Here is a 15,271-nt window from a genome sequence, read left to right as displayed (position 1 = left end):
AGATTTTGTTGTGAAGTTAAGTTTTGGTCTATTGTTATAAAAGCATCAAAACTTGATGATGCTAATTTTAACAACTCTCCATTTTTTATTCCTGCCCAACCTTGTTCTGGAACTGTTATTACTTGATGATTTATGATTTCTATTTTGAGCTTTTTAGGTAAGCATTCATCCTGCAATATTTTCATAAGTTTGTTTCAATAATGTCTCTTGAGCTAACTTTAATAGAGAAACTGCTTGTTCTTGAGTCACCGTAGGAAAATCATCAAGAAAATCTGCTATAGTTTCTCCTGCACTTAAATAATCAATAAGAGTTTTAATAGGAACGCGAGTATTTTTAAAGACTGGTATACCTGATAATATTTCTGGAGATATTTCTATTAAATTATTACTCATAGTTTTTGCTCTTTTATGTTTTGATTTTTGTAATCCTTTTGAGGATAGCACAAAAAGTTGTAATAAAAAAGTAGCGATCGCGAAGCGGAACGGAGTTCTATCGCCTGTTTTATCTATGTCAAGATAGACCGATTTTTTGGTGTAGGAATTTCTCATCCTAATTCTTGAGCAGTTTCTATCCATTCTTGCATAATTATTTCTACATTTTGCAGTGCTAACTGATAGGTTTCTCCATCAGCAATACAACCTGGTAATTCTGGAAATTCTGCTATAAATGCTCTTGTTTCTTGACTCCAGTAGAGAATTATTTCGTTGTAGCATTAGCTTAATTTTCTAGATGATATTTGATAATAATTGCACTAATTTTTTTGACTTAATAGGCTTTTGCTTGTGAGTCTTTAACTAGATATGCGCTCTGATGTCGCCTGATGAATCTGTTTAGCAGCCATCAGTCCAGACTCTAATGCTCCTTGTAACCATCCTCTTGTAGAAGAGGTATGGTCTCCAGCAAAATAAATTTGTCCTTCAGTGCGACTAAGTTCATTAAATAATTTTTCCTCTTGGGATTTACTAGGATATGCCCAACCTCCCTTAGACCAAGGATCGTTCATCCAAGAATAACTGATGGAACTCACCTGATAATTAGTAACCCCAGGTAGAATCTGTTTCCATTGCTGTAGTAATTGAGCTAATCTAGCATCTGGGTCAAGAGCATCCATAGCTAGAGCTATTTCCCCTTTTAGATAGGAATGTAAAATCCCTGTTTTTCCTGGAGTATCCCAAGTGGGTTGCCACAGTTCTTCAGGGCGATCGCTTAAAAAACCCCAACCATTTAAACCTTCTTTTTCCCAGAAACGTTCAGGAAATTCTACAAACATTCGAGTAGAAGGGCGGTAGTTATAACCCCCAGAAACAGCAATCTGTTTTGGACGAGACAGTGGCGGATTAAAATCGATCTGTCCTAGAACTGGCAATGGTACAGTGCAAAGTACAAAATCTTCATTGTACTCTAGCCGAGATTTACAAAAAACCCGAACACCTAGAGATGTTTGCTCAATGCGAGTAACAGCATCACCAAGATTAATTTTTTCAGCTAGAGCTGTAGCAAAAGCTTGTGGCAATATATCTGAACCCTTGCTAATCTTAGTAGTTTCAAATATTGGGAATTGTGAGAAAGCTTTGGTTAACTCATCAGCAGAAACTAAAGTACGTTTACCATCTTTCAACCTAATGTAAAGCCTTCTCTTGGATAAAAAGGCTTCAGTTCTAGACCAAAATGTTGAACATAGGCAAGGGTAAGATCGTGATTTGAAGGGATTCTTGCTGCTCCTGCTTCTACAAAATGTCCTTCACTAAAATCATCGCGCAGGGTTAAAACTCTACCGCCTACTCGATCGCGTGCTTCTAAAACTGTTACTTTATGACCAACTGCTGCCAGTTCGTATGCTGCTACCAGACCAGACACCCCTGATCCTGCAACTATTACTTTTTGAGGTGGCAAACCTGATTCTAATGCTCCTGGAGTTCTTGAGTTTCTGGATTTAACTTGAGCACAAGCTTTTGTACCAACAAAAGTTAAGCCACCAAGCAATAAAAATTTACGGCGATTAAGTTTCAACATAATAGTTACTGTATAATAGACATTGGTCTGAGAGTGCAGGAGGAAATGAAAAATTTGCAGACTTGGAATTAGAGATATTCTCATGCTGCGCGATCGCTCAACTATTAACCTCTTCCTATCTATAGTTATTGAATATAAATAACATTACCTTGATTCAAACTTTCTAAAGCTTTATTTACTTCAATAATTAAAGGTTTCAACGTTGCCAGACGGTGATCTTTAGCAATTAAAACGATTATTATTAAATCAATTTCCTGAAGATTTTGTTGTGAAGTTAAGTTTTGGTCTATTGTTATAAAAGCATCAAAACTTGATGATGCTAATTTTAACAACTCTCCATTTTTTATTCCTGCCCAACCTTGTTCTGGAACTGTTATTACTTGATGATTTATGATTTCTATTTTGAGCTTTTTAGGTAAGCATTCATCCTGCAATATTTTCATAAGTTTGTTTCAATAATGTCTCTTGAGCTAACTTTAATAGAGAAACTGCTTGTTCTTGAGTCACCGTAGGAAAATCATCAAGAAAATCTGCTATAGTTTCTCCTGCACTTAAATAATCAATAAGAGTTTTAATAGGAACGCGAGTATTTTTAAAGACTGGTATACCTGATAATATTTCTGGAGATATTTCTATTAAATTATTACTCATAGTTTTTGCTCTTTTATGTTTTGATTTTTGTAATCCTTTTGAGGATAGCACAAAAAGTTGTAATAAAAAAGTAGCGATCGCGAAGCGGAACGGAGTTCTATCGCCTGTTTTATCTATGTCAAGATAGACCGAATTTTTGGTGTAGGAATTTATCGTCCTAATTCTTGAGCAGTTTCTATCCATTCTTGCATAATTATTTCTACATTTTGCAGTGCTAACTGATAGGTTTCTCCATCAGCAATACAACCTGGTAATTCTGGAACTTCTGCTATAAATGCTCTTGTTTCTTGACTCCAGTAGAAAATAGTTTTGTTATTCTTACTTAAATAAAAATACTGATGTTTAGACCGATAATCTATTTAAAAATCAGTATTCATACCATTTTTGATAGAAAAACAAAGTGAGATAATAAATGAAGATAAACTTAACTGTAGCTCGCAAAAATAAATAAATTAGACATAAAATTTATGGCGATTTTAGTACCAGATGACTTGAACACTTTACCTCAAAAACCTACACCAGGTGAAAAAGCATTAACAGATGCTTTGTGTGCAATTCTTGATGATAAGTGGACTGTGTATGTTCAACCTTACTTAAATGGTTTACGACCTGACATTATCATATTTTGCGAAGATGCTGGTATGGGAATTTTTGAAGTTAAAGATTGGACCCCAAATGTTCATAAAATTCAACGCAACAAGAAAGACGGATACAACTGGCTAGTTCGTGCCAAAGATACTGGTAAATGGGAAAAAGAAGAATGTCCTTTAAAACAGGTGGATAAGTATCGCGATTCTATTTTTAAATATGAGATACCTATTTTAGGTTCTAAGAAAATACTTAACCAGAAACTTCTTAGTTTAATCCAACCTTTTGTTTATTTTCACAAACATAAAACTGCTGATATTAACAGGCGATTATAAACTATATTAGATGAATATTCTAATGTTTTTGGATGGGATTATCTTGAACCAGAAAATCTCAACAAAATCCTAGAAAAACGTTATCTGAAACATGGTTCTAAATTTGCAAATTTAATGCAGGAAATAATGCTCGTGCAGATATAGCGATTCTAGTTTGCACTGTTGAGGATGGGTGGAAGGTCTGTAAAGTTTTAAATCAACTTAGTCTACCTTATCAGTCTACTTTTGAGTCTCAAGAAGAAAATGAGAATGTCAAAAGGATTTATCAAGTCAATAAATCTAAGGAAAAAACAGTAAGACGGGGGTACAAATCAGGTTTTTGGATGCAAGGTGGAAGGACCAAGGTTTCGACTATTCACAGTTTTAAAGGATGGGAATTAACTAATATATTGGTGTTTTTTAACCCTGATGAAAAGCAACAAAATGAACATAGCAAAGAGCTTCTTTATACAGCGATAACTAGAAGTCAAGAATGTCTAACTATTTACAACGCTAACTTTTTGTTTAAGACATTTGGGGATGTGGCTATTTCAAAAGGTTTTATTGAAGCACATCCCATGTATCAAAAATATTTATAACTAAGGGATATTGATAGAATTTAAAAAGAGCAGACAAAATGATTGCTCATAAATTATAACTCTATCCCTTCTATCCAGATAATCAACTGCTTCAGGTAGAGCAAGGTCTTTTTTGCGGTTATATCCGAGTGTAATTAACTAATTCTGAAACGAGCTATTGATTTTTGAAAGGAGCGATCGCTTAAAAAAAAATGGCGAAAGTGGCGATAGCTCTTTTTATTAGGAAAGCGATCACCTATTTTATTTATGTCAATATTGACCGTATTTTTGGTGTAGGAATTTATCGTCCTAATTCTTGATATGTATATATTAGGACTAAGGGATTATTAAAAGCTAGCCCTGCTTATCAAAAATCAACAAACAAAAGATTTAAAAAATTAGATATTAGCTCTAAATTTATACTTATTTATTTATCTCTTAAGCTAATAATTTTTCCTGTTCTTCAAATAGTAATAAATATTATTTCAAATCTGAAATATCAAGAAAAAATTGCAGATAATATCATAAAAATTCCCCATACCAATTTCCCTGACATTATTTTACTGATTATTATCTTATTGCTTCAACCAGAAGCATCAAAAATATTTAAAACTTTGGACTTATCACCTAAAGGACTTAAAGCAGAATTCAAAGACCTAAAAAATCAAGTGAATAAAAACCAAGAAGATATAGACAATTTTCAACAAAAGCAAATTGATAATATCAAAAAACTACAAAATTTTATGTTTATGTACCCACTGCTTCTTGCACCAAAAATGACAGAAAAACTACAGGAGCTTAAAAAATGTACTGAAAGTAATACTAACTTTAAATTTAAAGTTACTGAGCAGGCAGCATCAGAATTGAGAGGTTTAAGAGATTCAGGATTAATCAAAATTAAGCGACCATATAAGTATGTATCTCATTTACAAAGAGACAGTCAATATGGACAAGATTATATTGACTTGACTAAGTATTGTGAACTAACTAAATTAGGTGAAGATTTTTTAGAAAAGTTAGCAAAAATTTCTACTGAAACTAATAATTAAACCCACCTACTTATAAAAGAATACCCCCATCATAATTTATGACCCTTTATTGGTTAAAGGGTCATATTGCTAGTTGGCTTCTTTGACCTTATGAATTGCACTCAACCTAACCTACACAAACTAAACCATCTTATTAATCAATTTTTGTCATTAAATATTTGTCATTAAATAATTGACTGTCTGCTATTTTTTCAGCTATCTTTAAAAACTATCTAAAATAGGGCGGGCAAATAAATATTCACCCACCCTAAAAACTCTCTTACCAATGGATAATTAATAATTAGAGATACTTTTCATTATCCATTAATTATCCATTATCAATTATCCATCTAAAATAGGGCGGGCAAATAAATATTCACCCACCCTAAAAACTCTCTTACCAATGGATAATTAATAATTAGAGATACTTTTCATTAGACTTGTCGCTTTATAACTATAAAAAACTGCTAAACCCTTATCATGTAAGGATTTTAGCAATTTCCAGTGCAAAACGTATGGAATTACTACTGTGTCTTAATTTGAGCGATTTTTTCTATCTATTTAGCGACAACTCTATTATCCATTAATTATCCATTATCAATTATCCATTATCCATTAATTACTCTATTCCCTCTATCCGATCCTCGACTTGCTGATATAACTCTCTCAACCGATCCAAATTACTCTCACTCGTCTCCCAATAACCACGTCCATTCACTTCCAACAATGTCGTCACCATCTTCCGGAACGAATGCGGATTCAAATTCAACAACCGCTGCTGCATCTGCTCATCTTTAATAAATGTCTCATTAACATCCTCATAAACCCAGTTATCCACAGCACCAGCAGTCGCACTCCATCCCATAGTATTCACGAGACGCTTTGACAACTCCCGCACTCCTTCATAACCATGAGACAACATCCCCTCATACCACTTCGGATTCAACATTTTTGTCCGCGCATCCAAACGTACTGTCTCTGACAAAGACCGTACCTGAGCATTTGCAGTCGTGGTATCCGCAATATAAGAAGATGGTTTTTTCCCATCATCCCGGAGAGTCGCTACAATTTTAGTCGGGTCAGAATCAAAATAGTGACTCACATCGGTCAAACTAATTTCTGACGAATCTAAATTCTGGAATGTGGCATCGGCAGTTTTCAATGCTGACTCAAACACTTTCCGGTTATCTTCCATCATTCCGGGGTTATCAGAATTAAAAGCAAAGGACTTGCGCTTCAAATACATTTCCTGTAATTCCGACTCATCTTCCCAGGTACTATTTTCCACTGCCAAGTTAACGTTAGCAGCATAGGAACCGGAAGCATTAGAAAATACTCGCGTTGCAGCTTGACGTAAATTTACTCCTAAATCTTCCGCTTGCTTGAGAGCGTGCTTCCGAACAAAGTTCATCTCTTCCGGTTCCTCTGCTTCCGCTGCCATTTTCACAGCTTTATCCAAAAGGTTCATTTGATTGATAAATAAATCTCGGAATACACCGGAACAGTTAATCACCACGTCAACACGAGGACGGCCTAACTCTTCTAATGGAATTAATTCTAACTTATTCACCCGACCCAAAGCATCAGGTACAGGTTTCACACCTACCATCCACATTACCTGAGCAAGAGATTCACCGTAAGTCTTGATATTGTCAGTTCCCCACAACACAACAGCGATGGTTTCTGGATAGTTGCCACTATTCTCCTGCATCTGTCGCGCCAACAAACGGTCAACCACAATTTTTGCCGACTTCACCGCAGCAGCAGTAGGAATAGACTGGGGGTCGAGAGCGTGCATATTCTTACCAGTCGGCAAAACATCCGGGTTCCGAATCGGGTCGCCACCAGGTCCGGGTAAAATATATTCCCCTTCCAACGCTCGCAACAGAGAACCTAACTCGTTATCAGCACAAACCTGCTCTAAGCAAAATTCCAAATATTCAAACAGAGGTTTAATAAGTTCGGCATCAACATTAGGAAAACCTGCTGTTTCCAGAGCTTCTATCCAAGGTACTTTTTTCATCATGTTGAAGAAATTGAGTTTGCTCACCATAGAAACTCGACCTTCAGCATCAGTTTGTTGTTGTACCAACGCAGCAACAGCAGCACGAGTCGCTTCCGTAATATTCTGAACTAACTCCACATCTGCCAAAATACCCTGATTGTTATTTTGGTAAAGTTCCTCAATATCGCGGTTGAGACTATTAGCAATAATTCGAGGTAAACCAGTTATCCCTTCCTCTTCTCTGTCGAGACTAGCAATGTTAACTAAGGTGGCGATCGCCTCTTCAGAACTAGGAGGTTTACCAATAATGTGCAAACCACAAGGCAACAACCGAGACTCAATTTCCATCAACCTGCGGTAAACATCCCCAACAATTTTATCCCGTTCCTCAGCAGTCAACTCCTGAGCGTCTTTTTCTGGCAGCGTCACATCCTGGTCTAAGTTCACCATCCGACACTTATCCATAATAGTGTTGACAATGGGAATACCCCGACCGCTATCCTTCAAAGTTTGATAGGAACCGATCAACTCGTTCAACTCCTGCAAACCTTTATATAAACCAGCATTTTCCGCAGGGGGAGTCAAATAAGAAATCGTCTCAGCATAACTCCGACGTTTAGCAATAGTCGCCTCACTAGGATTATTCGCTGCATAATAATAGATGTTGGGAATACTGCCGATGAGATTATCTGGATAACAATCTCCAGACATTCCTATTTGCTTACCAGGCATAAATTCCAGAGAACCGTGAGTACCGAAATGCAGCACCGCATCAGCTTTCCAAATTTGTTCTAAATAAGTATAGTAAGCAGCAAAACCATGATGGGGACTAGCGGAACGGGAGAACAACAACCGCATCGGATCTCCTTCATAACCAAACGTTGGTTGTACACCAATAAAAAGGTTACCGAAACTCTTACCGTAAATTAATAAATTTTCACCATCGCTATTCAGGTTTCCTGGAGGGGGTCCCCAATTTTCATGCAACCTTTCCGAGTATGGTGTCAGACGTTCGTATTGTTCTACCGACATCCGGTGAGCAATATTCAACTCCGGACTTTGATATTGAGCAGTCGCATCGTGAATAACTTGCTTCATCAACTCCTCTGCGGAGTCAGGCAAATCTTGAATATCGTAACCATTACCTCTCAGTGCTTTGACAACTTCATAGATAGAACCAAAAACATCTAAATATGCAGCAGTACCCACATTCCCTTTATCTGGAGGAAAACTGAAAATAGTAATAGCAATTTTTTTATCCAGTTTAGGTTTGCGTCTGAGAGTTGCCCACTTCAGAGCGCGTTGAGCAACAGCTTCGATCCGGTCTTGGAGAGCGATCGCTTTTCCGGTCATCCCATCCCGACCAGACATAATAATAGGTTCGATCGCTCCATCCAATTCTGGAATAGCTATTTGCAAAGCAACTTGTATCGGGTGGAGACCAAGTTCGCTTTCTTCCCATTCTTCCGTAGTTTGGAAAACCAGAGGCAACGCTACCATATATGGTCGGTTCAACCGTTTCAAAGATTCGATCGCCTTCGGATGGTCTTGTCTAGCAGGTCCGCCAACCAATGCAAAACCAGTCAAAGAAATAACTGCATCTACTAATGGTGTAGGTTCAACTCCCTTAGCAGCACTTTCCCAGAAATAAGCATCCACTGGTTTGGAAAAATCTAACCCTCCAGCAAATACAGGTACAACTCGCGCTCCCATTGCTTCCAACTCTTGCAACATGGCAACGTAGTGAGCATCGTCTCCCGTAACTAAGTGGGTGCGCTGCAAGACTAGACCAACACAGGGAGTGAGGGGGTCTTTCAAATCTTCGGAAATGTCTTTGCGGTCGTTGTACCAGTTGAGATATTCTTTGACATCCTCAAACATTTTCGGCGCGAGGGGATGCCAAACACCCATGTCTGGATAAACCACTGGATCGACATATTGCAAAGAACTTTTTTTCTCATTCTTGAAAACATATTTGTCTGCCAACATCAGCAGGAAATTTTCCAAGTTTTCCGACGAACCCCCTAACCAATATTGGAAACTGAGCATAAAGTTTCTAGCATCCTGCGCCTTATCAATAGGCATATATTTCAAAACTTTGGGCAGAGTTTGCAGTAACTTCAACATTCCGTCTTGGAAAGAAGAACCAGATTTTTCCTTGCGCTTCCGCATAAACTGAGCTATGGCACTTTTGCTCTGACCTAGTTGCGCCATGGAGAATGTACCCATTTTATTTAGGCGCATTACTTGTGGCATGGAAGGGAATACTACAGCAGCGTCCAGTTTGTCGCGGTGGGGTGTTACAGCTTCTACTACTTTTTCGGCCAAGTCTTCAATGAAGATTAGGGAGGCGATAAAAATGTTAGCTTCAGAAACTTCTTTTTTAAAATTTTCGTAATTTTGGGGGTCGCGGAGTTCTTCTATTAAATAGCCACTTATTTCTATGGCCAAATTGGGGTTTTTCTCATTAATAGAGCGTACTGCTCCTGAGAGAGCACTTTGATATTGTGCTTCTAAAACTATATATACGACTTTCAGGAGCGATCGCCCTTTCAAGTCTTCTGGGACAATGTGGCGAACGGCAGGTTTAACAGATGTGAACATTAAGTATTGCTCCTTGAGGATAATTGCTGATACTTAATGAGTATATCTACCAGAAAATGTGAAAAAAAGGTAGGGGAAGTTCTTGTTTTGATACAATTCTATAAGAAATTTGAAATTTTTCGTTACATTTATTGACAAAATGAGGATTATATACTCTCAATCTTTGTTCATAAAAGTTAAGGCGATTTGTATACAAAATAATTTGGGATGAGGGTATAAATTTTCAATTACCTGATGATGAGAAATTAGGATATGTAATTAGTTTTGCTTATGAATTTAATCATACAAGACTTACACATTCTGAATTAAGATCTGGGGTTGTCGCTATAGGCAAGGGCGATCGCTTATGCTACAATATTATTGTTTTGTCACAAGAGAAATTATGGAAACCATTCGGAAGGTAGTTTATGTCGGTAGCGATCGTCACCTGTAAATTAGCCTACCCGATACTGTAGAACCCGGTTTAGTAAAAGTTGTAGTGGTAGTACAATCTTTACCACCACCAACGGAAGTTTCGCTAGAGGGGGAGGAAGCTTTAGACCTTTTTGGTTTTTTGCCAAAACGGATATATCCTCTTGAATTTCAACAAGCGTTAAGAGCGGAGTGGGGTGACTAAATGCTTGAACGCCATCATCAATTAAGCCGAAAAAATTATTACTATATCTACCTTTTAACTTACTTTTCACTCTGTGAGACTACTACCACTTTCATATTTCTTGAGATATGATCGAATTAGTCTAGCTTGAGAGATTTAATATGCTGTCATATCTGGCTGTTAACAAATTCCAGGATGCCGTTTCCCCGTATCTGGATACTGTTAAAGATTTTTTTTACTTATTTTTGGCCCTAGGAATTGCTGCAGTTTTCTGGACTTGTGCTGAACGATATGCTAAAAAAGGACTCCGATTTGTTGACCCCCTGTTATTTTTAGTTATGGTTATTTGGGGAACAAGTGGCTTTTTTTTCCTTAGTCCTATTCTACAGTTTTTACCTAGTTTTTTTGACTCAATACTTGATATTTTTTATCAAGCAATACCGGATTGGGATATTCCTTTATATATTTGGTCTAATTCTTGGTTTTCAAGGGGAGGTTGGGAATTCCTAAAACATCGTAGTTGGCTCTTTAGCTCAGTAATTATCCCTACAGTTATTTTGGTAATTAGCATACTACCAAATATATTGCGCCAACCTCTTTTAGCTAAAAAATATCATTGGCATCTAAATACTCTAAGAAATATTGCATTTGGTTTATTTGTTGGAGTTTCTGCTCACCTTTGTGGAGACATATTTCTAAGTTTTATTCCTCGGGGTGATATAGGGTTTAAAATTTATGGCTGGAATCAATTTGTTTCTCTAATTTGGTTTGTGTTTCATATCTTCTTAGGAATTTTTATTCCTTTTCTTTTGATTTGGCTGATGGGTGCAACTTATAAAAAACGTAGTAAATGAGAACTATGAAAAATACAAAAACAATTAGTGTACTTGCTGCTGGTGCCGTGTTAATATCGGCTATTGTTATTTCTTCTCCAGAGTCAGACTTTACACTTCACCCTGGTTTTGAGAGAAGAATTGAAATTGGTTATCTTCGTGATGAAAAATTAGAATATGATTATCAAAAAAATTGTAACAACAAAGGCATAACAAAGATAACTCCTACTAGAAATGCAGATCACACAGCAATATTAACAGATGACTTTGATAAGTCTATCATCAAAGTAAAAGTAGAAACTTCAGACAATGTAAATCCTTGGATTCTTATTAAAGCTGCAGGAAAAAACGAACTTATTTGTGAGCAAGATGATGAATCTGATTTAACATATTTTAGTTCTAAAGACACTGAGAAAATCGAAGCAGATACTTATCATGTTTGGGTAGGAGATAGAAAAGAAAATAATAATTTGACTAAAATAAGATATACAATAGAAGTTACTGAAGAGCCGAATTATTATTGATTAAATATCTCCAAAAATTGCCAAAGGTTTTTCTTTTGATTGTATTACTAATAATTTACTTAAAGGGATGAGAAACTGCCTGTGAGTTTGGCTAAACAAGGCTTTGAGGTAATATTCTTCTGATAGATGCCGCTTTTTTATTGAGGGATATTTACTTAAAAGCTGATCCCAAAAGTTTTTCAGGTTGCTTGTCATCCCCTAGAAAATTTATACTTTTTTGGCTTGTCTCCAATGATATTTATAAACTTGCCTAAAAAACTTCTTCTCTTCTAAAGGAAGATTATCTGGAAGATAATCTGGTGAGTTTAACTCATATTTTTTTTCGTAATATTCGACCAACTTCTTATTAACATCCACAAGAAATTGTTTGAATTCATTATCACTTGTTCTTCTCGAGTCAAAGTATTTTCGGAGCAAACTACTTAATTGAATAATTCCCTGATTCTTCTGAGTAATCTTAAACTTTCTTAAAAGTGATAATTCGTATAATTTACGACATAGGAGTTGAACTTTTAAAGATGGCAAATCCCAAATTATTGCGATAACAGAGAAAGGAATATCTAAATCTGCGAAAAATATAAATAATGAGTGAAAGTATTCTTTTTCTTTTTCAGTAAGATACTCAAAACTTGGCTCAATATTCTGCTTAATATTCTGAACAATTTGACTTTCATTATCAGGCCAATCAATTTCTTTGATTTCTTCTATAACACTATCTATAATAACTTCAGGAGTAGAGCAATTATTCGGAAGTAAATATCCTTGAATTTTTTTCAAAGCTAAAGTTAACAAAACAGGCGAATCATAAAGTAAACTAGCTAATTCTTTGATTCTTTGATCATTAAAGTTTTCTTTCTTTTTCAAAGGATACTTTAAAACAGCAATTAATTCTTCTATATTTAAAGAGTTTATTTGTATTAACTTGGGATTATTGCATTGATTAAGTGTATCAAGTCTCTCCGTCGTTATTAACAATTGACTGGATTCTCCAACACTCCTGAGGAATAAACCTAATTCCTCTTCATTCCCTATATTATCTAAAATTACTAAATTTGGCTTTTGGTTCCACTTATCAAGTAAATCCTCTGGCTCAACATCTTCCTCAATATTGGTTAAGTACTTATACAATTTTTTAAGTCCTTTCTTTGCATCTGAATCATTTGTAATTTCAATCCAATAAATACCACCACTATAATATTGCTGAATAGAGGGTTCTCCACAGATTAGTTTTGCTAAAGTTGTCTTACCATACCCACATGGACCCCACAAAGCTATTATAGTGTTACTTTGGTCTGGTTCTAATAGTGCTTTTATTATTTTCTCCATCTCTTGATCGCGTCTCACAAAAACAGAAGATCCACTAAGCTTGGGAACGTGGAATTTTGTTATTGGAGGACTTTCGTTTGCAAACAGTTGACCCCCCTCATTATCCTGCCAGCGCAGATAAAGCACCGGACGATACCACTGATTTCCCTCCACACCCATCGCTGCTCGCGCCTGACTCACCGCCACCACCAGAGAATTTTTCTGCCCCAGGGAACGATAAAACTGTTCGGCAAATTGAGTCGCGCTGTCAACACTCACAGAATATTGCATTGCCACCACCGCTGGCACCCGATGAGCAATCAGATTTTGAGCAGCACCATTAAATATCGACTCTCCCGCTATTACCCTTCCTGAGTGACAAGCACTCAATACCACTAGCACCACTCCCTGTGTTTGACTGCTTCCGTCGCTCAAACCAGACTGTTGCAGCAGAGTCCCCAACTCTCTAGCACTAATATAATCAGCATCTCCATCCTCATCCTCAAACACCAAATATCCTTGAGCTGAGGGCAACTCAGTCTTACACTTTCGGCATCGTTGCAGTTTTGTTCCTGCATTCATCGCGCCACATTTAGGGTTAGGACAAGGTTTACCGAACAAACCATGTCCGTCAAAATGTAGCACATGGGGTGCTTTATCTCCTCGATGTTCCATGAGATAAGTTCTTAATTCAGCAAAAGTCCCTTCCTCCAGTTGTTCCAGAGAAATGTCTCCCCTCTCACTAGCAGTTTTCAACCCCTTAATAACAGCTTTTTGTTCCTTCTTAGAAAGCAGTCCCAGGTTAAGTTCTTGATCGGACGCACCAGACGAAACCAATAAAACATTCAGTTTTTCTGCTGTCGGTAAACTAGGAGGAACAGCTTGATAGGCAATGTATCGGGAAAACTCAACTTGGTGATGACAGAGAAAATGTCTGTTGTGCAATAATTCCCAAGGATAATCTGCTAGTCGTGTTTTCTGCACCACATCCGCTTCCAGTTTCAACTGCACCACCAGTTTAGATGGTTTAGACTCAGCTAAAGTGATAGACTGGTGCAAGAGTTGTTCCACTCTACTACCTTCAGGAAATAGAGCTTTATAGAGTGCTTGACCAATGTTGACTAAATAATTAGGACTGAAAATTGAGCGATCGCTCCCTAAAATTCCTGCTTTGATCATCCATTCTTGTTCACCCTCTGCTGAAAAAGACTTAGGGTTGAAACTAGAAATATCCAAAGTTCTAATAACAGTAGTGCGCCAGTCGCATTCGGCATCAAAAAAAGGTAATGATGATTTACTTTCTCCCTCACCCGCAGGAGAATGAGTGACTATGACCTTAAACTCAGTGGGGTTGTCAAGGGGTGAGAGATATAACTCCAGAAGTTCCATAGGTCTATTTGTTTCCTCTTATTATTCAAGGGGTTGGCCTTTAGTAGCAGCATTAACATTTTTTTCCAACAATTTCTCCCAACGTTCTAGATACTGCTTTTTATAAATTGCCAAAAGCTGTTCTCTATTCAAAAGTGGAGATAATTTTACCTTAACTTTCTGAACATCATCGCGACTGCTACCTCCTCCTAATTCCAGAACATATATTTTAATTCCACCCTTTCCTTCTTTTTTCACTGTTACCTGTAACTCCAATTCCACAGAATCAACTGCAAAAATAGGAATATCTGTTTCGCTATCTGGTGCTTGGGTAAGTAATTCCTGTTTGACTTGTTGAATCAACTCCGCTAGTCCAATGGAATTTTCGTTACTCATATTTTTTTTGTAGGTTAATTGACGACGATGTTTTATTATATACCAAGAGGTTTGCCCCGTCCAGGTTCTATCCAAGCTGGGGTTTTATGGTTCCTTAATCTACCTTATAGAAACCATTTGGTATCTATGCGTTCGCCAACCTCCTAAGTATCAGTTGGATAAAACAAAAATTAATCTTGGCTGTGGCGTGACTAATATAGAATCCGGATAATTACTATAGCCAAGTCATTGCGACTGGAACGGAGTGGGAGGAAGCAATATCAGGGGTTTAGGAGATTGCTTTCCTGACGGACTGCTCCGCAAACGCTGTCGCTCGCAAAGATATTAGAGTTGTTGGGAAATAACAATTGAACAATGCTCAAAAGCTTATTCTATAAGGTTTTCATGATTCTAGGGCTGAAAAACGCTATAAACTTTGACCAATAAGGGTTTTAGCCATTTTTTTAGCTTAATTCCCAACAACTCTAT

14 protein-coding genes and 1 pseudogene are annotated in these 15,271 nt (G+C 36.9%); 6 read left to right on the top strand and 9 right to left on the bottom strand.

The features are described 5' to 3' along the window. From F6K18_RS33200 to F6K18_RS33175, 6 genes and pseudogenes are all read right to left on the bottom strand, one after another. Nucleotides 1-185, bottom strand: a pseudogene (locus F6K18_RS33200) (DUF5615 family PIN-like protein); the annotation flags it as partial. Next, a complete protein-coding gene (locus F6K18_RS33195) occupies nt 166-549 on the bottom strand; it encodes a DUF433 domain-containing protein (RefSeq protein ID WP_287527266.1) in 384 nt (127 codons plus the stop codon). The gene F6K18_RS33195 and the pseudogene F6K18_RS33200, both read right to left, overlap by 20 nt. Nucleotides 550-791: 242 nt before the next feature. Continuing rightward, nucleotides 792-1,619, bottom strand: a complete 828-nt coding sequence (locus F6K18_RS33190; protein WP_287527264.1) for an FAD-dependent oxidoreductase — start codon at nt 1,617-1,619, stop codon at nt 792-794. Beyond that, nucleotides 1,616-2,014: an FAD-dependent oxidoreductase gene (locus F6K18_RS33185; protein ID WP_287527262.1), complete on the bottom strand. Its 399-nt coding sequence runs from the start codon at nt 2,012-2,014 to the stop codon at nt 1,616-1,618. The genes F6K18_RS33190 and F6K18_RS33185 overlap by 4 nt, the downstream gene beginning before the upstream one ends. Nucleotides 2,015-2,139: 125 nt before the next feature. Further along, the gene (locus F6K18_RS33180; RefSeq protein ID WP_287527260.1) at nt 2,140-2,457 is read right to left on the bottom strand and encodes a DUF5615 family PIN-like protein; all 318 of its coding nucleotides are present in this window, start codon (nt 2,455-2,457) and stop codon (nt 2,140-2,142) included. Beyond that, nucleotides 2,438-2,848: a DUF433 domain-containing protein gene (locus tag F6K18_RS33175; RefSeq protein WP_287527258.1), complete on the bottom strand. Its 411-nt coding sequence runs from the start codon at nt 2,846-2,848 to the stop codon at nt 2,438-2,440. Before F6K18_RS33175 ends, F6K18_RS33180 begins: the two co-directional genes overlap by 20 nt. 284 nt (nt 2,849-3,132) lie before the next feature. On the opposite strand from F6K18_RS33175, the gene F6K18_RS33170 reads away from it, so the two are divergent. From F6K18_RS33170 to F6K18_RS33160, 3 genes are all read left to right on the top strand, one after another. Beyond that, nucleotides 3,133-3,588, top strand: a complete 456-nt coding sequence (locus F6K18_RS33170; protein WP_287527257.1) for an NERD domain-containing protein — start codon at nt 3,133-3,135, stop codon at nt 3,586-3,588. 101 nt (nt 3,589-3,689) lie between these two features. Beyond that, entirely contained in the window at nt 3,690-4,166 is a 477-nt protein-coding gene (locus tag F6K18_RS33165; RefSeq protein WP_353735247.1) for an ATP-binding domain-containing protein, read from the top strand. 557 nt (nt 4,167-4,723) lie between these two features. Beyond that, nucleotides 4,724-5,194, top strand: a complete 471-nt coding sequence (locus tag F6K18_RS33160) for a hypothetical protein (RefSeq protein WP_287527256.1) — start codon at nt 4,724-4,726, stop codon at nt 5,192-5,194. Between the two features lie 598 nt (nt 5,195-5,792). Here the strand turns inward: F6K18_RS33160 and F6K18_RS33155 are convergent. After that, nucleotides 5,793-9,782, bottom strand: a complete 3,990-nt coding sequence (locus F6K18_RS33155; protein WP_287527254.1) for a magnesium chelatase subunit H — start codon at nt 9,780-9,782, stop codon at nt 5,793-5,795. Between the two features lie 478 nt (nt 9,783-10,260). Here F6K18_RS33155 and F6K18_RS33150 point away from each other — a divergent pair, with 478 nt between their 5' ends. From F6K18_RS33150 to F6K18_RS33140, 3 genes are all read left to right on the top strand, one after another. Further along, nucleotides 10,261-10,398 (top strand): hypothetical protein, encoded by a 138-nt coding sequence (locus tag F6K18_RS33150; RefSeq protein WP_287527252.1) that lies wholly within the window; start codon nt 10,261-10,263, stop codon nt 10,396-10,398. A gap of 317 nt (nt 10,399-10,715) precedes the next feature. Next, entirely contained in the window at nt 10,716-11,231 is a 516-nt protein-coding gene (locus F6K18_RS33145) for a hypothetical protein (RefSeq protein WP_287527251.1), read from the top strand. 5 nt (nt 11,232-11,236) lie between these two features. After that, entirely contained in the window at nt 11,237-11,734 is a 498-nt protein-coding gene (locus F6K18_RS33140; protein ID WP_287527249.1) for a hypothetical protein, read from the top strand. A gap of 207 nt (nt 11,735-11,941) precedes the next feature. On the opposite strand, the gene F6K18_RS33135 is transcribed toward F6K18_RS33140, so the two are convergent. Beyond that, complete coding sequence (locus F6K18_RS33135) at nt 11,942-14,428, bottom strand: CHAT domain-containing protein (protein ID WP_287527247.1); 2,487 nt, start codon at nt 14,426-14,428, stop codon at nt 11,942-11,944. A 21-nt stretch (nt 14,429-14,449) separates the two neighbouring features. Beyond that, entirely contained in the window at nt 14,450-14,803 is a 354-nt protein-coding gene (locus F6K18_RS33130; RefSeq protein WP_287527245.1) for a trypco2 family protein, read from the bottom strand. Nucleotides 14,804-15,271 lie beyond the last annotated feature (468 nt).

Source organism: Okeania sp. SIO2C2 (assembly GCF_010692625.1).
Classification (GTDB): Bacteria; Cyanobacteriota; Cyanobacteriia; order Cyanobacteriales; family Microcoleaceae; genus Okeania; species Okeania hirsuta.
This window is presented reverse-complemented; position numbering and strand designations above follow the sequence as displayed.

Excerpts from the sequence above, each read along its gene's own strand:
- F6K18_RS33195 (WP_287527266.1), bottom strand. The coding sequence starts at position 549 with ATGAGAAATTCCTACACCAAAAAATCGGTCTATCTTGACATAGATAAA.
- F6K18_RS33185 (WP_287527262.1), bottom strand. The coding sequence starts at position 2,014 with ATGTTGAAACTTAATCGCCGTAAATTTTTATTGCTTGGTGGCTTAACT.
- F6K18_RS33180 (WP_287527260.1), bottom strand. The coding sequence starts at position 2,457 with ATGAAAATATTGCAGGATGAATGCTTACCTAAAAAGCTCAAAATAGAA.
- F6K18_RS33175 (WP_287527258.1), bottom strand. The coding sequence starts at position 2,848 with ATGGATAGAAACTGCTCAAGAATTAGGACGATAAATTCCTACACCAAA.
- F6K18_RS33170 (WP_287527257.1), top strand. The coding sequence starts at position 3,133 with ATGGCGATTTTAGTACCAGATGACTTGAACACTTTACCTCAAAAACCT.
- F6K18_RS33155 (WP_287527254.1), bottom strand. The coding sequence starts at position 9,782 with ATGTTCACATCTGTTAAACCTGCCGTTCGCCACATTGTCCCAGAAGAC.
- F6K18_RS33145 (WP_287527251.1), top strand. The coding sequence starts at position 10,716 with ATGGTTATTTGGGGAACAAGTGGCTTTTTTTTCCTTAGTCCTATTCTA.
- F6K18_RS33140 (WP_287527249.1), top strand. The coding sequence starts at position 11,237 with ATGAAAAATACAAAAACAATTAGTGTACTTGCTGCTGGTGCCGTGTTA.
- F6K18_RS33135 (WP_287527247.1), bottom strand. The coding sequence starts at position 14,428 with ATGGAACTTCTGGAGTTATATCTCTCACCCCTTGACAACCCCACTGAG.
- F6K18_RS33130 (WP_287527245.1), bottom strand. The coding sequence starts at position 14,803 with ATGAGTAACGAAAATTCCATTGGACTAGCGGAGTTGATTCAACAAGTC.